Origin of the sequence: Pseudomonas sp. JV241A, from assembly GCF_900275665.1 — a bacterium.
Lineage (GTDB): Bacteria > Pseudomonadota > Gammaproteobacteria > Pseudomonadales > Pseudomonadaceae > Aquipseudomonas > Aquipseudomonas wadenswilerensis.
The window spans coordinates 19402-39180 of the sequence record NZ_OPYO01000003.1 but is presented as its reverse complement, the minus strand read 5'-3'; the positions used below and the strand labels follow the sequence as shown (position 1 = coordinate 39180).

The window sequence follows — 19779 nt, the reverse complement described above, 5'->3', positions numbered from 1 at the left end:
GGGATTTCTCCTGTTAGTGGGCGACAGCGGCGGCGCCGTGTTCGTCGATCAGTGCACCGTTGTGGAAACGGTCGATGGAAAAGGGTTTGGCCAGCGGGTGCATTTCGCCCTTGGCCAGGCTGGCGGCGAAGACGTTGCCCGAACCGGGGGTGGCCTTGAAGCCGCCGGTGCCCCAGCCGCAGTTGAAGAACATGTTCTTCACCGGGGTCTTGGAGATGATCGGGCAGGCGTCCGGCGTGGTGTCGACGATGCCGCCCCACTGGCGGTTCATGCGTACCCGCGAGAGGATCGGGAACATTTCGACGATGGCCTGCAGGGTGTGCTCGATCACCGGGTACGAACCGCGCTGGCCGTAGCCGACCCAGCCGTCGATGCCGGCGCCGATGACCAGGTCGCCCTTGTCCGACTGGCTGATGTAGCCGTGCACGGCGTTGGACATGATCACGCTGTCGATGATCGGCTTGAGCGGCTCGGACACCAGCGCCTGCAGCGGATGCGATTCGATCGGCAGGCGGAAACCGGCAAGCTTGGCCATATGCCCGGAGTTACCGGCAGTGACCACGCCGACGCGCTTGGCACCGATGAAGCCCTTGTTGGTCTCGACACCGATGACCACGCCGTTTTCCTTGCGAAAGCCGATCACTTCGGTCTGCTGGATCAGGTCGACGCCCAGGGCGTCGGCGGCACGGGCAAAGCCCCAGGCCACGGCGTCGTGACGGGCGACGCCGCCACGCCGTTGCACGGTGGCGCCGATGATCGGGTAGCGGGTGTTCTTCGAGCAGTCCAGGTACGGAATCTCTTCGGCCACCTGTTGGGCATTGAGCAGCTCGCCGTCGACACCATTGAGGCGGTTGGCGCTGACCCGGCGCTCGGAATCACGCATGTCCTGCAGGGTGTGGCAGAGGTTGTAGACGCCGCGCTGGGAGAACATCACGTTGTAGTTGATGTCTTGCGACAGCCCTTCCCAGAGCTTCATCGCGTGCTCATACAAGTGCGCCGACTCGTCCCACAGGTAGTTGGAGCGGACGATGGTGGTGTTGCGCGCGGTGTTGCCGCCGCCCAGCCAGCCCTTCTCGACCACCGCCACGTTGGTGATGCCATGCTCCTTGGCCAGGTAGTAGGCGGTGGCCAGGCCGTGCCCGCCACCGCCGACGATGACCACGTCGTAGACTTTTTTCGGGGTTGGCGTGCGCCACATGCGCTGCCAGTTTTCGTGGTGGCTGAGTGAGTGCTTGAAGAGGCCGAAGCCTGAGTAACGTTGCATAGTCTTTACTCCTGGACCACTCAGCGATAAACCGGAAAATCTGCACAAAGTGCCGACACGTTCTTCGCAACATCGGCCTCGACATCGGCATCGCCGAGGTTATCGAGGATGTCGCAGATCCAGCCGGCCAGCTCCACGCACTGGCTGACCTTGAAGCCGCGGCTGGTGACCGCCGGGGTGCCGATACGCAGGCCGGAGGTGACGAACGGCGACTGCGGGTCGTTGGGTACGGCGTTCTTGTTGACGGTAATGTGGGCGCGGCCCAGGGCGGCGTCGGCATCTTTGCCGGTCAGGCCCTGGCGGATCAGGCTGACCAGGAACAGGTGGTTATCGGTACCACCGGAGACCACGTCATAGCCGCGCTTGATGAACACCTCGGCCATGGCCTGGGCGTTGTCGATCACCTGCTGCTGATAGGTCTTGAAGCCAGGCTCCAGCGCTTCCTTGAAGCACACCGCCTTGGCGGCGATCACATGCATCAACGGGCCGCCCTGGGCGCCGGGGAACACTGCGGCGTTGAGCTTTTTCTCGATCTCTTCGTTGCTGCGCGCCAGGATCAGGCCGCCACGCGGACCGCGCAGGGTCTTGTGGGTGGTAGTGGTGACCACGTCGGCGTACGGCAACGGGTTCGGGTACAGCCCGGCGGCGACCAGGCCGGCGACGTGGGCCATGTCGACGAACAGGTAGGCACCGACCTTGTCGGCGATCTGACGGAAGCGTGGGAAATCGAGGGTTTTCGAGTAGGCCGAGAACCCGGCGACGATCATCTTCGGTTTGCTCTCCACCGCCAGGCGCTCGACTTCGTCGTAATCGATCAGGCCCGTCTTGGTGTCGATGCCGTACTGCACGGCGTTGTACAGCTTGCCCGAGGACGACACCTTGGCGCCGTGGGTCAGGTGCCCGCCGTGGGCCAGGCTCATGCCCAGAATGGTGTCGCCGGCCTGCAACAGGGCCAGGTACACGGCGCTGTTGGCCGAGGAGCCGGAGTGTGGCTGGACGTTGGCGTAATCGGCGCCGAACAGCTGCTTGGCGCGGTCGATGGCCAGTTGCTCGACTTTATCCACATGCTCGCAACCGCCGTAGTAGCGCTTGCCGGGGTAGCCCTCGGCGTATTTGTTGGTCAGGCCGCTGCCCTGGGCCTGCATGACACGCTTGCTGGTGTAGTTTTCCGAGGCGATCAGCTCGATGTGATCTTCCTGGCGTTGCTCTTCGGCATTGATCGCCGCCAGCAGTGCATCGTCGTAACCCTGAATCTGGTCTTGCTTGCTGAACATCGCAGTTTCTCCCGGCAGCGGCATCGGTTCTTGTCGGGCAATTGCCCTTTTCAGCGATGGTATGACCGACGCAGACAGCCCAGATGCCTACGGACGCCACACAAAGGTGCGTTTACGACATGGGGGCCGATGTCGCCTGCATCGCTGGCAAGCCAGCTCCCACACGGTCACTGTGGGAGCTGGCTTGCCAGCGATAGGCGGCCACCCGGAACTTGGTTTAGAGTGCTCACCTGCGTCGTTCACAGGACAGTGTCATGCCAGATAAAAGCCAGCAATTCGCCAGCGACAACTATTCAGGTATCTGCCCGGAAGCCTGGGCCGCCATGGAAAAAGCCAACCAGGGCCATGAGCGCGCCTACGGCGACGACCAATGGACGGCACGCGCCTCGGAGTATTTCCGCAAACTGTTTGAAACCGACTGCGAAGTGTTCTTCGCCTTCAACGGCACCGCGGCCAACTCGCTGGCGCTGTCGTCCCTGTGCCAGAGCTATCACAGCGTGATCTGCTCGGAGACCGCCCACGTCGAAACAGACGAATGCGGCGCCCCCGAGTTCTTCTCCAACGGCTCCAAGTTGCTCACCGCGCGCAGCGAAGCCGGTAAGCTGACCCCCGAGTCGATCCGCGAAGTGGCGCTCAAGCGCCAGGACATCCACTATCCCAAGCCGCGCGTGGTGACCATCACCCAGGCCACCGAGGTCGGCAGCGTCTACCGTCCGGAAGAGCTCAAGGCCATCAGCGCCACCTGCAAGGAGCTGGGCCTGAACCTGCACATGGACGGCGCGCGCTTCAGCAACGCCTGCGCGTACCTTGGCTGCAGCCCGGCCGAGCTGACCTGGAAAGCCGGGGTCGATGTGCTGTGCTTTGGCGGCACCAAGAACGGCATGGCGGTGGGCGAGGCGATCCTGTTCTTCAACCGCCAGCTGGCCGAAGACTTCGACTACCGTTGCAAGCAGGCCGGGCAACTGGCGTCGAAGATGCGCTTCCTGTCGGCGCCCTGGGTCGGCCTGCTGGAAGACGGCGCCTGGCTGCGCCATGGCGTGCATGCCAACCGCTGCGCGCAGTTGCTCTGCGAACTGGTGCGCGATGTGCCAGGAGTTGAGCTGATGTTCCCGGTGGAGGCCAACGGGGTGTTCCTGCAGATGTCGGAACCAGCGCTGGAAGCCTTGCGCAACAAGGGCTGGCGTTTCTACACCTTTATCGGTAGCGGTGGCGCGCGGTTCATGTGCTCGTGGGACACCGAAGAAGCGCGGGTGCGTGAGCTGGCGGCGGATATCCGGGCGGTGATGGGGGCTTGAGGGCCTTATCGCGGGGCAAGCCCGCTCCCACAGGTACGGCATGCACCTTACTTGTGGGAGCTGGCTTGCCAGCGATGAACTCACCCCCGATTTAAAGTCTGAACCCACCCATCTGCCGCGCCAGATCATCGGCCAAGCCGCGTAACGCCTGACACTCCTGCCGACAGCCCTGCACATCCACTGCCGTTTCCCGCGCCAGGTCGGAAATCCCCTGCACGGTGCGATTGATCTCCTCCGTCACCGCCGACTGCTGTTCGGTCGCCGTCGCCACCTGATGGTTCATGTCACTGATGTGTTCGACCTGATCGGTGATCGTGCCCAGCGAAGCGCCGGTCTGCTGGCTCGACTCCACGCCCGTGCCGGTTGCCGCCTGGCCGGCCTGCATCGATGCGACCGCACTGCCCGCGCCATGCTTAAGGCGCAGGATCATCTGCTGCACTTGATCGGTGGACACCTGGGTGCGCCGCGCCAGGGTCCGTACTTCATCGGCGACCACGGCAAAGCCACGGCCCATCTCACCCGCCCGCGCCGCCTCGATGGCGGCATTGAGCGCCAGCAGGTTGGTCTGCTCGGAGATGCTGCGGATCACCGCCAGCACTTCGTCGATCGACGCCACTTCCGTGGCCAGCTCACCCACTGCACTCGCCGCCTGGCCAATCTCGCTGGACATGCCCTCGATATGGGCAATCGAGCGGCGTACCACTTCGCGGGCCTGCAGCGCTTCGGTGCGCGCGGTTTCCGACGCCACGGCAGCGTTACCGGCGTTCTGCGCAATGTCCTGCACGGTCAGGCCCATCTCATGCACGGCAGTGGCGACCATTTCGGTCATTTCCTGCTGGCGGTCGGAACGTTCGGCGGTGTTCTCTACCACTTGCGTCACTTGCGCTACCGACGCGCGCAAGCGTTCGCTGGTATTCAGCACTTCGCCAATCAGGTCACGCTGGCTGTCGAGAAAGCGGTTGAAGCCACGGGCCAGGTCGCCCAGCTCGTCTGCGCGGTTTTCGTCCAGGCGCTGGGTCAGGTCGCCGCCGCCATTGCCGATGGCCATCAAGGCCCCCGTCACACGCCGGATGGGGCGGACGATGCCGCGGGCCAGCAGCACCACCAGCAACAGCGATACCAGCGCGACCGCTGCACCAATCAGGCTGGTCAGCCAGACGGTCTCACGTACCTGGGCATAGATCTGTGCTTCTGGCACCTCGGCGACCAGGGTCCAGTTGAGGTCACGCAGCGGTAGGCTGAGGGCCAGGTAGCCCTCGCCATCGCGCTCGAAGCGGCTGCTGTGCAGGCCCTGTTCACGGCTCAGGACCACCTTGGCAGCCTCGCCACCGATCTGCTCGGCGAGCTGCTGCTTACCGCTGAACGCCGACTGCGGATGCACCTGGATCAAACCGTCGCCGCGCACCAGCATCACCCGCCCACGTTCGCCGAAGCTGAAGTTGTGGATCAATTCGGAGAGTTCGGTCATACGCAGGCCAAGCCCGGCGATACCCACCAGTTGCCCGGCTTTCTCCACCCGATAGTCGATGAACAGTGCCAGTTCGCCGGTGCTGCCGTCGGTGTCGATGTTCAGCAGGCGCGGGTTGCCACTGTCGATAAAGCCGAAAAACCACTTGTCCGCCGGGTTGCTGCGGCTGAGGGTGCGGTCCAGGCCTTTCTCGTTGTAATAGTGGTTGCTCGCTGTAGCGGCAAACAACGCGGTAAAGGCATGGTTCTGTTTGCGCAGGGCTTCGAGGTACTCGATAAATTGCGGCGCCTGGGTGCTGTCTTCCCCCGCCGCCAGCCAATCGCGCAGCAACGTGTTGTTGGCAATGTCGGCCGCCGCCGTCAACGGTCGGCCAAGCATGCGCTCGATGTCGTTACGAATCGCCTCAATGCTCGCCGGCAAGGCGGTGTCGACCAGGTAACGCTCGGTCAGGCGATTGACCGCCACGCTATAGATGCCGACCACGATCAGAATGCTCAGCAACAGCGCTGCGCCCATGCTTGCGATCAATTGCCACTGGATACTGCGCCGCCAGAACTGCATGTATTTCCCCTGGGTAAATAAGCCCTGTAGTGCAAGAGACAGGCCAATTGTATACAACAGGAAATACAATCTGATCCACAGCAAAGCCGGCCCACCCTCCCGAAGGTGGTGAGCTGGCAAAAGGATGTAGCGGGGGCTTGGACGCGATCAGCTGTTGCTGATGGTCCGGGCAATCACATCGACCGTGGCGTTGACTTGCTCTTGGTAACGGTCGAGGGCCTGCTGGTGCTGCTGTTGCAGTTCGATCTGCTGCGAGCACAGGTTGAGGGCTGCCAGTACCAGCAGCTTGTCACCGATCAGGGTCGGGTACTTACGCTTGGTATCGGCCAGCGAGGCGTTGAGCATCTGCACCGCTTGCGCCAGCGCTTGCTCCTGGCCTTCGGGGGCCTTGATCGAATAATCGCTGCCGAGGATCGACACGACATTGATCGGCTGCGCTGAGGTTTTCATGCGTTCACGGTACCAACGCTGGCACGCTCAACCAGGGCCTGGATGCGCGCGGCGGTGGCGCCCTGTTTTTCTTCCTGCTCCAGCAGGCTCAGTTGCAAGCTGTCGTTTTCATCTTTGGCCTGGGCCAGTTCGGCACTGATCTGCGCGTTGCGCTCGGTCAGTTCCTGATTCTTCTGCACCAGGTCGCTGACCAGTTGCTCCAGTTGACTAAGGGAAGTTTCCAACATGATTGCCTTCTCGGGGTGTTTCAGGGGGCGCACACGATAAAGAAAAGTCCGCGTGCTCGCCAGGGATATCGGGTTTAGACGCTTCGGCCTGGTGCAGATTGACCCACCGATAGCCCTGCGGTTCCCCGTTTTGTCTACCACCGGTCAGGAAAAAAGTTAGCTGCCTCACAATTTCATCTTCGCCCGCTCAAGTCTTTTCCCGGCCGACCGATAGGCATGGCAGTCCTGAATCTGCCGCACGGATAACGTGCCCTTTCCCCTCCTGGATACCACCATGTCCCTACGCAACATGAATATCGCCCCGCGCGCGCTTCTGGGCTTTGCTCTGATCGGTGCGCTGATGCTGGCCCTGGGTCTGTTTGCCCTGAACCAGATGAGCAAGATTCGCCAGGCCGGCGAAACCATCGAAACCTCGACGGTGCCGAGCATCACCAACCTCGACCAGTTGACCCAGCTGACCCTGCGCCTGCGCACCTTGTCGTACCGCCTGCTGCTCAACCGCGAAGCCGGCACCCTGCAGGCCACCCTCAAGCTGATCGACCAGCGCAACCAGCAGATCGACGAAGCGCGCCGGGTGTACGAGCCGCTGATCTCCGGCAACCAGGAGCGCTCTGCCTACAACCAGTACGTGCAGCTGCTGGGCCAGTACCGCCAGCTGGAAAACCGCATGCGCCTGGCGTCGCAGAACAATGACCTGGAGACCCTGCGCAACCTGATCAACCGCGACATGCTCGACAGCTCCGAGCAGATCAACAGCGTCATGGATCAATTGATCAGCATCAACACCGAGCAAACCAGCGAGATCAACCGCACCGCCGCCGACCAGTACTCCAACGCTGTTGCCCTGGTGATCGGCTTGCTGCTGGCTGCCACTGCCCTGACCCTGATCTGCGCCCTGCTGCTGACCCGCAGCATCGTCAAGCCGATCGACGAAGCCCTGCAGGCGGCCGAACGCATCGCCGAGGGCGACCTGACCCGCAGCATCCAGGCCGAAGGCCAGGACGAAGCTGCGCGCCTGCTCAAGGCCATGGCCAAGATGCAGAACAAGCTGCGCGATACCCTGCAGCAGATTTCCGGCTCCGCCACCCAGCTGGCGTCGGCGGCTGAAGAGCTGAACAGCGTCACCGACGAAAGCGCCCGTGGCCTGCAGCAGCAGAACAACGAAATCGAACAGGCCGCCACCGCCGTCACCGAGATGACCAGCGCCGTGGAAGAAGTGGCACGCAATGCCGTGAGCACCTCGGAAGCCTCCAAGGAAGCCACCCGCTCGGCCGGTGACGGCCGTGACCTAGTGATGGAAACCGTCAGCGCCATCGAGCGCATGAGCACCGACGTGCAAGGCACCGCCGAACTGATCGGCAATCTGGCGGAAGAGTCGCGCGATATCGGCAAGGTGCTCGACGTGATTCGCGGCCTGGCCGACCAGACCAACCTGCTGGCCCTGAACGCCGCCATCGAAGCGGCCCGTGCCGGTGAAGCCGGCCGTGGCTTTGCCGTGGTGGCCGACGAAGTGCGTGCCCTGGCCCACCGTACCCAGCAGTCGACCAGCGAAATCGAACGGATGATCGGCAGCATCCAGGGCGGCACCGAGCAGGCGGTCAACTCCATGCGCAACAGCACCGAACGCGCCGAGTCGACCCTGAACATCGCCCGTGGCGCCGGCCTGGCGCTGGAAACCATCACCGGTGCGGTCGCCGAAATCAACGAGCGCAACCTGGTGATCGCCAGCGCGGCCGAAGAGCAGGCCCAGGTCGCCCGCGAAGTGGACCGCAACCTGGTCAACATCAACGACCTGTCGGTGCAGTCGGCCACCGGCGCCCACCAGACCAGCGCGGCCAGCGCCGAACTGTCGCGCCTGGCGGTGGACCTGAGCGGGCTGGTGGCACGTTTCAGCGTGTAACGCAAACGCATCGCGGGTCAAGTCGCTACTCAGTACTCGATCCGCACATCCCCTTTCGGTACGCTGCAGCACGAAAGGATATAGCCTTCGGCGACGTCTTCATCGGTGATGCCGCCGTTGTGCTCCATCTCCACTTCCCCGCCCAGCTTGAGCACCTTGCAGGTGCCGCAGATGCCCATGCCACAAGCCTTGGGGATCATCAGCCCGAGCTTGGCCGCCGCCGCGTGCACAGTCTCGCCCGGGGCCACGCGGATACTCTTGCCGGTAGCGGTGAATTCCACCTGGTGCAGGTCGCCGGCGTCCACCTCGGCGGCTTCGGCGGCCTGTTCGGCGTGTTCCACAGCATCGGCCTTGACCTCGGCCGGGGTCGCGCCGAACGACTCCTCATGGTAGCGGCTCATGTCGTAGCCGCTGCTTTCCAGCAGGCGCTTGACCGCGTTCATGTACGGCGTCGGGCCGCAGCAGAAGATCTCCCGCTCCATGTAGTCGGGGGCGATCAACTCCATCAGCTTCTGGTTCAGGTAGCCGCGGTAGCCCGCCCAGGGCTCGCCCAGGCCATGCTTCTCGCAAATGATGTGCAGGCTGAAGTTGTCGATCCGCGAGGCCATGTGCTCCAACTCGCGGTGATAGATGATGTCTTTCGGTGAGCGCGCACTGTGGACGAAGACCATGTCGACATTGCCGTTGGTGTCGTAGAACCAGCGGGCCATGGACATCACCGGGGTGATACCGACGCCGCCACTCAGGTACAGCACCTTGGGGCTGGGGAAATCCATGGCGTTGAACAGCCCCACCGGGCCGTGCACCGCCAGCTCCTGGCCTTCGTGCAGGGTGTCGTGCAGCCAGTTGGAGACCTTGCCGCCGGGCACGCGCTTGATGGTCACCGAGAAGCTGTAGGGCACCGACGGAGAGCTGGAGATGGTGTAGGAGCGCATGATCGGCTCGCCGTCGATCTCCAGCTCCAGGGTGACGAACTGCCCGGGCTTGAAGAAGAACATGATCGGCTGGTCGGCCATGAAGCAGAAGGTGCGCACATCCCAGGTTTCCTGGATCACCTTGACGCAACGGACGATGTGGCGGCCGTTGGCCCAAGTCTGGGTGCTGACCGGATTGAGGAAGCTGTTGGACATGCTCGTCTCCACGGCCGACTGCGGCCTGATGGCTGCGATTCTGCTTAAGCCGCGCAGGCAACACTTACCCATCCGCGACATTGGCGTGCTTATCGCGACCAGCCCCCGGCTACAGGGGCTGGCGCGTCGGAAACGGATCTGATCATGTCGCCCATGGATATGGTTCAAGCGCTCTTCGAACGCACACTCCATCGCAAATGATCCTGCTGTATTTGTGCCTTGCGTCGCCATAACAACGATTAGCCACTTTCACCGGCCACAAGCACTGGCCATGAGGACCTACACGATGGACGTCACCGCAACTTTGAGTCTGGGCGATCCACTGGAACCTGCACGCAAGGCCACCGCCGAGATGCTGCAGAGCCGCGAGCGGACCTTCTCGCTGCCACAGCCGTTCTACTGCGACGAGCGCCTGTTCCAGATCGACATGGAAGAAATTTTCCAGAAGGAATGGCTGATCGCCGGGATGACCTGCGAAATCCCGACCAAGGGCAACTTCATCACCCTGCAGATCGGCAAGAACCCGATCCTGGTGGTGCGCGGTGCCGAAGGCCAGGTGCATGCCTTCCACAACGTCTGCCGCCATCGCGGTTCCCGCCTGTGCACCAGCGACAAGGGCAAGGTCGCCAAGCTGGTCTGCCATTACCACCAGTGGACCTACGAGCTGGACGGGCGCCTGCTGTTCGCCGGTACCGAGATGGGCGCCGACTTCGACATGAAGCAGTACGGGCTCAAGCCTGTGAACGTGAAGACCGCCGGTGGCTACATCTTCATCAGCCTGGCCGAGAACCCGCCAGCCATCGATGACTTCCTCGCCACCCTGACCCACTACATGGAACCCTACGACATGGAGAACACCAAGGTGGCGGTGCAAACCACCTTGATGGAAAAGGCAAACTGGAAGCTGGTGCTGGAAAACAACCGCGAGTGCTACCACTGCAGCGGTTCGCACCCTGAATTGCTGAAAACCCTCCTGGAGTGGGACGACGTCACCGACCCGCGCGCCGACCAGGCGTTCAAGGACCACGTCGCCGCCTCGGCCGCCGCCTGGGACGCCGAGAAGATCCCCTACGCCCACGCCAGTTTCGGCCTGCGCAACCGCATCGTACGCATGCCGCTGCTCAAGGGCACGGTGTCGATGACCCTGGACGGCAAGCAGGGCTGCCAGAAGCTCATGGGCCGGATCAAGAACCCGGACCTGGGCTCGATGCGCATCCTGCACCTGCCGCACTCCTGGAACCACTGCATGGGCGATCACATCATCGTCTTCACCGTGTGGCCAATCAGTGCGCAAGAGACCATGGTCACGACCAAGTGGCTGGTGCACAAGGATGCGGTTGAAGGTGTCGACTACGACCCGGCGCGCATGCGCCAGGTGTGGGATGCCACCAACGACCAGGACCGGCGCCTGGCGGAAGAGAACCAGCGCGGGATCAACTCGACAGCGTACCAGCCGGGGCCTTATTCGAAGACCTACGAGTTTGGGGTGGTGAATTTTGTCGATTGGTACAGCGAGCGGATGCTGAGCAACCTGGGGGCGGCACCGGCGCCTTACCTCAAGGGTGTGGCTGCGCAGTAAAGCGGGGTCGCTTTGCGGCCCATCGCCGGCAAGGCCGGCTCCCACAGGTGGTGTGTATACCTGCAAACCCTGTGGGAGCTGGCCTTGCCAGCGATGGGGCCGTACCAGCCTGTACAAAATTTGACCACCTACCGCAATCCCCCGGCCCCACTGGGCCCGTCAACACAGCAAACACTTTACCCACAGGACAGCCCACAGCTAATGTGGGCAAGTCGTTGTTTTTCCCGCTAAATTTTATTGGTCAATATTTGATCAATTCTCTGCGCGCCTTTAAATACAAGGCTCACAGCGGAAGGCGAACACCTTATCCACAGAGACGCCAACAGACTTTGTGTGCAAAAGTCCAAGCCCCGAAAAACCCTTGTGGATAACGCTTCGAGAAGCCGAAACACTGGGCCTGTACAAGTAAAAATGACACAATTGAGTGTTTTTTGATCAACCGTGCGCAGCCCTTGCCCCACGGGCCTCTCAGCCATGGGCGAACATATTATCCACAGACCCGCCAACAGCGATTGTGGGCAAACTCATCGCCGGCCAGGGAAGAAAACCTCGAAAAATCCGCAACTTAGCCTGATCATTTTTTGACCATAACGCCGAAGGGCACGCAATGCGTGCCCTCCAGCCATGCACAAACACTTTATCCACAGATCGGCCAACAGACTTTGTGAGCAACTGTCAGCGCAGCACACCCTCTTCCACCAGCAGCTTGAGGATGGCTTGTGCACCGTCCTGAGGGCTGACGTCCTTGAGTACTTGCCCACCGCCGCCACTGGCCTTGGCGGTGGCGGCTTTCATGCGGTCGGCGCCGCTCTTGGCCTTGATCACTTTGAGGCGCTTGGGCCGTGGCTTGGCCGGTTGCAGTTCGGCACTTGTGAATAACTCGTCTTCGATGATTGCCACCTGGCGCGCGGCCAACACCCCACGCCGCGCCGGGCCAAACGCGCTCTGGCGCGGCTTGGGCGCGGCGTTATCCACAGTGGCGAGCAACGGCAGGCGCACCTTCAAGCGGCGCCGCTGGCCCCGTGGCAGGGCCTGCAGGACCTGGGCCACGCCGTTGTGGATAGACTCCACTTCGGCAAGGCCCACCACCAACGGCCAGCCCAGGCGCTCGGCCAGCAGGAACGGCAGCATCCCCGAACCTTCGCCGGTTTCCGCCTGGCTGCCGGTCAGCACCAGCTGGGCACCGGCGTCGCGCAGATAGTCGCCCAGTACGCCCAGGGCATCGGCGCCTTGCGGCTGTTCCAGCACGTCAATGTGTTCCAGGCCCATGCCCAGGTAGGCGCGCAAGGCCGGCTCCTGCGGGTCGCCGGCATGCAGCACCTGCAAGTTATCCCCAGCCAGCTGCAGGCCCAGTTCCACCGCCCGGGCGTCCTGTTCGGCGCGGCGGCTGCGGCCGGAGCTGGGGTGGGCACCGATTGAAACCAGACTGATGACCTTGGTGTGCATAGTTATCCCCTGCCCTTAGGCCGCATCGCGCTTGGCGTCGTTGCGGTAGTTTTCCACAGCCTCGATCAGCGCCTGGAGAATCGCCGCGCTGTCGCCGATCACCGACAGGTCGGCACGCTTGATCATGTCGCAGCCCGGGTCCATGTTGATCGCCACCACCTTGTCGCAGGCCCCGATGCCCTGCAGGTGCTGGATCGCCCCGGAAATACCCACAGCCACATAAACCCGCGCGGTCACCCAGGTACCGGTAGCACCGACCTGGCGATTGCGCGGCATGAAGCCGTCGTCCACGGCCACCCGCGAAGCGCCTTCGGTAGCGCCCAGCGCAACGGTGGCGCGGTGGAACAGGTCCCAGTCCTTGACGCCGTTGCCGCCCGAGACGATGAACTCGGCCTCGGCCATGGCAATGGCGGCCGGGTCGACGGCCACAGGGCCGAGGTCTTCAATTCGCGACAAGCTGCGCACAGCGCTTGTGGATAACTGCACCGGCAAGGCTTCGTGGCGAGTTTCGCTGACCGGTTCCGCGCATTCGGCAGCCGCCAGGATCAACCGTGGCAGGCCGCGGATCAGGTCCTGCTGGCCAGCGCCGGCGCGGCCGCTGCATTGCCCGTCCTTGACCTGCCAGACGCGCGTAGCCGGGCGTTCGCCAATGGCCGCGGCAAAGCGCCGGCCCAGCTCGCCGCCACCGGTACGACTGTCCGGCAGCAGCCAATGGCGTGGGCTGTACTGGTTATCCACAGCGCGCAGACCCTGCACCAGTTGCTCCGGCGCATAACCTGCGAACTCGTCGCCTTCGATCACCAGCAGGCGATCGACGCCGGCTGTGGAAAAGTTGCTTTCCTTGTGTTCGCCAAACACCATCGCCAGCACCGCACCGTCACTGCCGGCCAGGCTGCGGGCCAGGCCCAGCAGGTCGCGGTCGTGGCTGCCCAGGCGGCCGCCGACCATGTCCGGGACCACGGCGATGTAGAACGCCGGCTGCGCCACCTGGTGCAGCGGCAATTGCACCGCCGCTGCTGCCGTGCGCTTGCTGCTGCCGCCCTGCTGAGCGCCGCTGCGATCGATGCGCTTGATGCCGTTGGGGCCGATGAAGCCGACCCCATGGGGGTTCTTGCGGATGATGCCGTTGGGCCCCATCCAGCTGTGCTGTTGGCCCTGCTGCATGGCCGCGTGCAGCGGGTGCAGGCGGTTGCGGGCGATCCACTCGGCGCGCGGATCACGGCGAATAATGTCGCTCATCAGTGCACCTCCGCGGGTTCACGCTTTGCCGGGGCGGGTTTGCTCGCCTGGGCCTGTTCTTCGAGAATGGCGTCGGCGACCAGCTCCGCCAGGTCCTTGATCAACGGACGCGGCTCGACCACGCCTTCGAGCATCGCCGTGCACTGTGGACAACCCACGGCCACCAGCTCGGCAGCGGTTTCGCGGATGTCGTCCATGCGCATGTCGGGGATCCGTTGCTTGCCAGGAATATCGGTAATCGGCGCACCGCCGCCACCGCCGCAGCAGCGCGAGCGAAAGCCCGAACGCTGCATCTCCTTGACCTCGATACCGAGGGCGCGCAGCACTTCACGCGGCGCCTCGTACTCGCCGTTGTAACGACCCAGGTAGCACGGGTCGTGATAGGTCACGCTGCCGCCCTTGTGCTGGCCGAGGTTGAGCGCGCCAGCGGCGATCAGTTCGGCGATATAGGTGCTGTGGTGCTGCACCAGGTAGTTGCCGCCGAAGGCACCGTACTCGTTCTTGAGCACATGGAAGCTGTGCGGGTCGCAGGTGACGATGCGCTTGAAGTTGTACTTGGCCATGGTCTGGATGTTGCGCCTGGCCAGTTGCTGGAAGGTCGCTTCATCGCCCAGGCGCCGGGCCACGTCACCGCTGTCGCGCTCTTCCAGGCCGAGCACGGCAAAGTCCACTTGCGCGGCTTTCAGCACTTTGACAAACGCCCGCAGGGTGCGCTGGTTACGCATGTCAAACGCACCGTCGCCGACCCAGAACAGCACCTCGGCGGTCTTGATGTCGCCGAGCAGGTTGAGGTTGAGGTCCGCCGCCCAGTTCATCCGCCCGCCCGGAGCAAAACCGCCGGGGTTGTCGGTGGCGATCAGGTTGTCCAGCACCTCGGCGCCCTTGTTCGGCGTCGCGCCTTTTTCCAGGGTCAGGTGACGGCGCATGTCGACGATGGCATCGACGTGCTCGATCATCATCGGGCACTCCTCGACGCAGGCGCGGCAGGTGGTGCACGACCACAGGGTCTCGGCGTCGACCAGGCCGTTGACGATGGGCTGGTGCGGGTTGCCGCCATGCTCGCCGATCGGTTTGCCAGGGTACGGGCTGCCAGCGAACTTGGCATCGGTGCCGCCGGCCAGGCCGACGACCATGTCCTGGATAAGTTTTTTCGGGTTCAACGGCTGACCGGCAGCAAAGGCCGGGCACACCGCTTCACATTTGCCGCACTGCACGCAGGCATCGAAACCGAGCAGCTGGTTCCAGGTGAAGTCCTTGGGCTTTTCCACGCCGAGCAGGGCTTGTGGATCTTCCAGATCGATGGGCTTGAGCCCGGTCGAACGGCCACCGCCAAAGCGCTCGGCGCGCCGGTGCCAGGCCAGGTGTAGGGCACCGGCGAAGGCGTGCTTCATCGGCCCGCCCCAGGTCATGCCGAAGAACAGCTCGGACACGCCCCACAGCACGCCAATACCCAGCAGCGCCACCAGCAGCCAGCCGCCGAAGCCCTCAGGGAGAATCCCGGCCACCGGCAAGGTGGCGATGAAGAAGCTCACGGCAAACACCAGCAGGCTTTTCGGCAGGCGCATCCACGGGCCCTTCGACAACCGTGAAGGCGGGTTGAGGCGACGTTTGTAGACGAACAGCGCACCGGCAAACATCAGTACGGTGGCGAACAGCAAGGCATAGCCAAGAATCTTGTTATGCAGGCCAAAGCCATGCACCAGGATCGCCAGCACCGCTGCCAGGACGAAGCCGCCAGCCGTGGCCACGTGGGTGTTGGCCATGTACTTGTCGCGGGCGACCACGTGGTGCAGGTCGACCATATAGCGCCGTGGCATGGCCAGCAGGCCGCCCAGCAGATCGACCTTCGACGGCCGACCCTGGCGCCACATCCGCACGCGCCGCAGCGCGCCAAGGACGGCAAGGCCCAGGGCGGCGAACAGGAGGATGGGGATAAGGGTGTTCAACATGGGAAGCTCCCAAAAGACACTTCAGTGCCTTGCCAGGGGATCACTGTGGGAGCTGGCCTTGCCAGCGATGCAGACACCGCGCAACAACAGACACGGCGTCGATCCCATCGCCGGCAACGCCGGCTCCCACAGGGGTAGTAACACACCAGCATTCAGTTGCCGGTCGATCAGAAATCCTTGCACAGGCGCAAGGCGTCGTAGATGGCCGCGTGTGTATTGCGCTGCGCCACGCAGTCACCGATGCGGTACAGCAGGTAGCCTTCGCCCGGTTGGCTGAGGATCGGCTGCGGCTTGATCGCGAACAGGGCTTCGATATCGATCTGGCCCTTGTTCCGCGAACCTTCCTTGAGCCCGTAGTACAGCGCCTCGTCCGGCCGCACGCCGTTCTCGATCACCACCTGGTCGACCACCCGCTCCTCTTTGGCGCCGGTGTATTCGTTCTCCAGCACCGCCACCAGCTTGTCGCCCTCGCGGTAGACCTTTTCCAGCATCAGGTCGCCGGTCATGATCACTTCCTTGGGGTACATGCTGCGGTAGTAGGTCGGGAACGACGTGCCACCGATGGCCACGCCCGGCTTGATGTCGTCGGTGACGATCTCCACCTGGCTGCCTTTGTCGGCGATGTAGTCGGCCACCGACATGCCGGTGAATTCGCAGATGGTGTCGTACACCAGCACGTTCTTGCCCGGCGCCACCTTGCCGTCGAGCACGTCCCAGCTGCTGACCACCAGCCCTTCGGCGGCGCCCCAGTGTTCGTTCTGCTCGATGTAGGGATGGCCGCCCACCGCCAGCACGATAATGTCCGCACGCAGGTCCTGGATGGTCTCGATATCGGCCGCAGTGCCCAGCCGCAGGTCGACCTTCAGGCGCGCCAGCTCCAGCTGATACCAGCGGGTGATACCGGCGATCTGGTCGCGTTGCGGCGCCTTGGCAGCGATGCTGATCTGCCCGCCGATGGCGTCTTTCTTCTCGAACAGGGTGACGTCATGGCCGCGTTCGGCCGCCACGCGAGCGGCTTCCATCCCCGCAGGCCCGGCGCCGACCACCACCACCTTGCGCTTGGGCCCGGTGCTTTTCTCGATGATGTGCGGCACGCCCATGTATTCACGGGAGGTTGCCGCGTTCTGGATGCACAGCACATCCAGGCCCTGGTACTGGCGGTCGATGCAGTAGTTGGCACCGACGCACTGCTTGATCTGGTCGATCTGGCCCATCTTGATCTTGGCGATCAGGTGCGGGTCGGCGATGTGCGCGCGGGTCATGCCGACCATGTCGACATAGCCGCCTTCGAGGATGCGCGTGGCCTGGTTGGGGTCCTTGATGTTCTGCGCGTGCAGCACCGGAACCTTGACCACTTCCTTGATGCCGGCCGCCAGGTGCAGGAACGGCTCGGGCGGGAAGCTCATGTTGGGGATAACGTTGGCCAGGGTGTTGTGGGTGTCGCAGCCCGAACCGATCACGCCGAAGAAATCCAGCATGCCGGTGGCGTCGTAGTACTTGGCGATTTCCTTCATGTCCTCGTGGCTGAGGCCATCGGGGTGGAATTCGTCACCGCAGATACGCATGCCCACGCAAAAATCCGGGCCCACTTCGGCACGCACGGCCTTGAGCACTTCCAGGCCGAATTTCATCCGGCCTTCAAAGGTACCGCCCCATTCGTCGGTACGCTTGTTGACCCGCGGGCTCCAGAACTGGTCGATCATGTGCTGGTGCACCGCCGACAGCTCGACGCCGTCCAGGCCGCCTTCCTTGGCCCGACGCGCGGCTTGCGCGTAGTTGCCGATTACCCGCCAGATCTCTTCCGGCTCGATGGTCTTGCAGGTGGCACGGTGCACCGGCTCGCGCACCCCAGACGGCGACATCAGGGTTGGCCAGTTGAAGCCGTCCCAGCGCGAGCGGCGGCCCATGTGGGTAATCTGGATCATGATCTTGGCGCCATGCTTGTGCATGGCATCAGCCAGGTTCTGAAAGTGCGGGATGATGCGGTCGGTCGAGAGGTTCACCGAGGCCCACCATTCCTGCGGGCTGTCGATCGCCACCACCGAGGAGCCACCGCAAATGGCCAGGCCGATGCCGCCCTTGGCTTTCTCTTCGTAGTACTTCACGTAGCGCTCGGTGGTCATGCCGCCGTCGGTGGCGTAGACCTCGGCGTGCGCGGTGCTCAGTACCCGGTTGCGGATGGTCAGTTTACCGATCTGGATCGGCTGGAACATTGCTTCGAAAGCCATGGCGGGATCCTCGACTTACAACGGCTTGACGATGAACAGGCCGTCGTCGTGGCCTTCTTCCGAACCGCCGTAGACCTGCTCGGCGACCGTGCGAATGGTGCTGCCGCGGGCCGCCAGGATCTGGTCCATGGCCCCGGCGAACCAGCCGGTAAACATGTAATCGACCTTGCGCCCGACCTTGCCGTACACATAGACGAACGCCGAATGCTCGAGCTTGACGCTGGCGGTGCCCTTGTCGAGGTCGATGTCCTGGATCTTGAACAGGCCCCAGCCGCGCTGGGACAGGCGCTTCATGTAGTGCTCGAACACCGCCACGCCTTCCAGGCCATGGCATTCGGCTTCTTTCTCGCACCAGTGCCAGGCGGACTTGTAGCCGGCCTTGTAGAGGATCTCGGCATAGGCGTCGGCGCCCAGCACTTCCTCGATCCCCATGTGGTTGTTGACGAAGAAATGCCGTGGCACGTACAGCATCGGCAGGGCATCGCTGGTCCAGACACCGGTTTCGCTGTCGACTTCGATAGGCAATTGCGGGGCGATCTTGGCCATGGAAACTCAACTCCAGAAATTTTGGTTGGCTGCCCCTGCGCCTGTGGCAGGGGTCGGAAGACGGTTACTGGCGGCTTATTCGCCCCAGACATCCTTGAGCACGTTGATCCAGTTCTCGCCCATGATCTTGCGCACCACGCGCTCAGAATGGCCGCGCTTGAGCAGGGTCTCGGTGAGGTTGGGGAACTCGCCCACGGTGCGGATGCCCAGCGGGTTGATGATCTTGCCGAAGTTGGTCAGACGCCGGGCGTAGCCCTTGTCGTGGGTCAGGTATTCGAAGAAATCCTGGCCGTGGCCCTGGGTGAAGTCGGTACCGATACCGATAGAGTCTTCACCAACGATGTTCATGGTGTATTCGATGGCTTCGGCGTAGTCATCGATGGTCGAATCGATGCCCTTGGCCAGGAACGGCGCGAACATGGTCACGCCGACGAAACCGCCGTGGTCGGCAATGAACTTGAGCTCTTCATCGGACTTGTTGCGCGGGTGTTCCTTGAGCCCGGAAGGCAGGCAGTGGGAGTAGCACACCGGCTTTTTCGATTCGAGGATGACTTCTTCGGAGGTCTTGGAACCGACATGGGACAGGTCGCACATGACCCCGACGCGGTTCATCTCGGCGACGATCTCGCGGCCAAAGCCCGACAGCCCGCCGTCACGCTCGTAGCAACCGGTGCCGACCAGGTTCTGGGTGTTGTAGCACATCTGCACGATGCCTACGCCCAGCTGCTTGAACACCTCGACATAGCCGATCTGGTCTTCGAAAGCATGGGCGTTCTGGAAGCCGAAGAGGATGCCGGTCTTGCCCACTTCCTTGGCCTTGCGAATGTCGGCAGTGGTGCGTACCGGCATCACCAGGTCGCTGTTCTCGCGGATCAGCTTCTGGCTGGCGGCAATGTTGTTGACCGTGGCCTGGAAGCCTTCCCAGACCGACACCGTACAGTTGGCCGCAGTCAGGCCGCCCTTGCGCATGTCCTCGAACAGCTCGCGGTTCCATTTGGCAATGATCAGCCCGTCGATAACGATGCTGTCTGCGTGTAATTCGGCTGGGCTCATCAGGCTGTCCCCTTTATTGGTAAAACCTGCGCCGAATCGTCTGCCGGCGCTTTGGGGCCAGCATATGCCTAGGGGCAATGTCGCCCAGATGCAAAAACGACAGGGGAATTGCCGAAAGCGTCAAAGAGCGACAAAGGGCTGCTTTGACCGCCTGCGCCACAGTCTTTAAC

Annotated in this window: 15 protein-coding genes; 3 read left to right on the top strand and 12 right to left on the bottom strand. The window is 63.1% G+C overall.

Annotated features, from left to right (window positions below):
• Positions 1-13 precede the first annotated feature (13 nt).
• Both JV241A_RS01335 and glyA read right to left on the bottom strand, forming a co-directional pair.
• Positions 14-1264 carry a sarcosine oxidase subunit beta family protein gene (locus tag JV241A_RS01335; protein WP_038998326.1) on the bottom strand — a complete coding sequence of 417 codons (1251 nt, stop codon included), beginning with the start codon at positions 1262-1264 and terminating at the stop codon, positions 14-16.
• A 20-nt stretch (positions 1265-1284) separates the two neighbouring features.
• Positions 1285-2538 carry a serine hydroxymethyltransferase gene (glyA, locus tag JV241A_RS01330; protein WP_115084939.1) on the bottom strand — a complete coding sequence of 418 codons (1254 nt, stop codon included), beginning with the start codon at positions 2536-2538 and terminating at the stop codon, positions 1285-1287.
• Between the two features lie 254 nt (positions 2539-2792).
• Between glyA and JV241A_RS01325 the strand changes: the two genes are divergently transcribed.
• A complete protein-coding gene (locus JV241A_RS01325; protein WP_134061235.1) occupies positions 2793-3833 on the top strand; it encodes a low specificity L-threonine aldolase in 1041 nt (346 codons plus the stop codon).
• Positions 3834-3924: 91 nt separating this feature from the next.
• On the opposite strand, the gene JV241A_RS01320 is transcribed toward JV241A_RS01325, so the two are convergent.
• The 3 genes from JV241A_RS01320 to JV241A_RS01310 all read right to left on the bottom strand — a co-directional run bounded on the left by JV241A_RS01320 (position 3925) and on the right by JV241A_RS01310 (position 6539).
• The gene (locus JV241A_RS01320) at positions 3925-5862 is read right to left on the bottom strand and encodes a methyl-accepting chemotaxis protein (RefSeq protein ID WP_115084937.1); all 1938 of its coding nucleotides are present in this window, start codon (positions 5860-5862) and stop codon (positions 3925-3927) included.
• Positions 5863-6009: 147 nt separating this feature from the next.
• Positions 6010-6312 (bottom strand): cell division protein ZapA, encoded by a 303-nt coding sequence (locus JV241A_RS01315; protein WP_038998322.1) that lies wholly within the window; start codon positions 6310-6312, stop codon positions 6010-6012.
• Complete coding sequence (locus tag JV241A_RS01310; protein WP_010221350.1) at positions 6309-6539, bottom strand: hypothetical protein; 231 nt, start codon at positions 6537-6539, stop codon at positions 6309-6311. Before JV241A_RS01310 ends, JV241A_RS01315 begins: the two co-directional genes overlap by 4 nt.
• A 274-nt stretch (positions 6540-6813) precedes the next feature.
• Between JV241A_RS01310 and JV241A_RS01305 the strand changes: the two genes are divergently transcribed.
• The gene (locus tag JV241A_RS01305; protein WP_115084936.1) at positions 6814-8439 is read left to right on the top strand and encodes a methyl-accepting chemotaxis protein; all 1626 of its coding nucleotides are present in this window, start codon (positions 6814-6816) and stop codon (positions 8437-8439) included.
• A 29-nt stretch (positions 8440-8468) separates the two neighbouring features.
• Here the strand turns inward: JV241A_RS01305 and gbcB are convergent, their stop codons facing one another.
• Positions 8469-9569: a glycine-betaine demethylase subunit GbcB gene (gbcB, locus tag JV241A_RS01300; RefSeq protein WP_134061234.1), complete on the bottom strand. Its 1101-nt coding sequence runs from the start codon at positions 9567-9569 to the stop codon at positions 8469-8471.
• Between the two features lie 286 nt (positions 9570-9855).
• Between gbcB and gbcA the strand changes: the two genes are divergently transcribed.
• A complete protein-coding gene (gene gbcA, locus JV241A_RS01290) occupies positions 9856-11148 on the top strand; it encodes a glycine-betaine demethylase subunit GbcA (RefSeq protein ID WP_115084934.1) in 1293 nt (430 codons plus the stop codon).
• Positions 11149-11823: 675 nt separating this feature from the next.
• Here the strand turns inward: gbcA and JV241A_RS01285 are convergent.
• From JV241A_RS01285 to JV241A_RS01260, 6 genes are all read right to left on the bottom strand, one after another.
• Complete coding sequence (locus JV241A_RS01285) at positions 11824-12594, bottom strand: electron transfer flavoprotein subunit beta (RefSeq protein WP_115084933.1); 771 nt, start codon at positions 12592-12594, stop codon at positions 11824-11826.
• A gap of 15 nt (positions 12595-12609) precedes the next feature.
• On the bottom strand, positions 12610-13833 hold the full coding sequence (locus JV241A_RS01280) for an electron transfer flavoprotein subunit alpha/FixB family protein (RefSeq protein WP_095163124.1): 1224 nt from the start codon (positions 13831-13833) through the stop codon (positions 12610-12612).
• Positions 13833-15782, bottom strand: a complete 1950-nt coding sequence (dgcB, locus tag JV241A_RS01275) for a dimethylglycine demethylation protein DgcB (RefSeq protein WP_134061233.1) — start codon at positions 15780-15782, stop codon at positions 13833-13835. Before dgcB ends, JV241A_RS01280 begins: the two co-directional genes overlap by 1 nt.
• Before the next feature lie 167 nt (positions 15783-15949).
• A complete protein-coding gene (gene dgcA / locus JV241A_RS01270; protein WP_134061232.1) occupies positions 15950-18010 on the bottom strand; it encodes a dimethylglycine demethylation protein DgcA in 2061 nt (686 codons plus the stop codon).
• A 15-nt stretch (positions 18011-18025) separates the two neighbouring features.
• Positions 18026-18556 (bottom strand): DUF5943 domain-containing protein, encoded by a 531-nt coding sequence (locus JV241A_RS01265; RefSeq protein WP_134061231.1) that lies wholly within the window; start codon positions 18554-18556, stop codon positions 18026-18028.
• Between the two features lie 75 nt (positions 18557-18631).
• On the bottom strand, positions 18632-19609 hold the full coding sequence (locus JV241A_RS01260) for a dipeptidase (RefSeq protein WP_134061230.1): 978 nt from the start codon (positions 19607-19609) through the stop codon (positions 18632-18634).
• Positions 19610-19779: the final 170 nt, after the last annotated feature.

Coding starts and splice junctions, on each gene's coding strand:
- JV241A_RS01335 (WP_038998326.1), bottom strand. CDS start 1,264: ATGCAACGTTACTCAGGCTTCGGCCTCTTCAAGCACTCACTCAGCCAC.
- glyA (WP_115084939.1), bottom strand. CDS start 2,538: ATGTTCAGCAAGCAAGACCAGATTCAGGGTTACGACGATGCACTGCTG.
- JV241A_RS01325 (WP_134061235.1), top strand. CDS start 2,793: ATGCCAGATAAAAGCCAGCAATTCGCCAGCGACAACTATTCAGGTATC.
- JV241A_RS01320 (WP_115084937.1), bottom strand. CDS start 5,862: ATGCAGTTCTGGCGGCGCAGTATCCAGTGGCAATTGATCGCAAGCATG.
- JV241A_RS01315 (WP_038998322.1), bottom strand. CDS start 6,312: ATGAAAACCTCAGCGCAGCCGATCAATGTCGTGTCGATCCTCGGCAGC.
- JV241A_RS01310 (WP_010221350.1), bottom strand. CDS start 6,539: ATGTTGGAAACTTCCCTTAGTCAACTGGAGCAACTGGTCAGCGACCTG.
- JV241A_RS01305 (WP_115084936.1), top strand. CDS start 6,814: ATGTCCCTACGCAACATGAATATCGCCCCGCGCGCGCTTCTGGGCTTT.
- gbcB (WP_134061234.1), bottom strand. CDS start 9,569: ATGTCCAACAGCTTCCTCAATCCGGTCAGCACCCAGACTTGGGCCAAC.
- gbcA (WP_115084934.1), top strand. CDS start 9,856: ATGGACGTCACCGCAACTTTGAGTCTGGGCGATCCACTGGAACCTGCA.
- JV241A_RS01285 (WP_115084933.1), bottom strand. CDS start 12,594: ATGCACACCAAGGTCATCAGTCTGGTTTCAATCGGTGCCCACCCCAGC.
- JV241A_RS01280 (WP_095163124.1), bottom strand. CDS start 13,833: ATGAGCGACATTATTCGCCGTGATCCGCGCGCCGAGTGGATCGCCCGC.
- dgcB (WP_134061233.1), bottom strand. CDS start 15,782: ATGTTGAACACCCTTATCCCCATCCTCCTGTTCGCCGCCCTGGGCCTT.
- dgcA (WP_134061232.1), bottom strand. CDS start 18,010: ATGGCTTTCGAAGCAATGTTCCAGCCGATCCAGATCGGTAAACTGACC.
- JV241A_RS01265 (WP_134061231.1), bottom strand. CDS start 18,556: ATGGCCAAGATCGCCCCGCAATTGCCTATCGAAGTCGACAGCGAAACC.
- JV241A_RS01260 (WP_134061230.1), bottom strand. CDS start 19,609: ATGAGCCCAGCCGAATTACACGCAGACAGCATCGTTATCGACGGGCTG.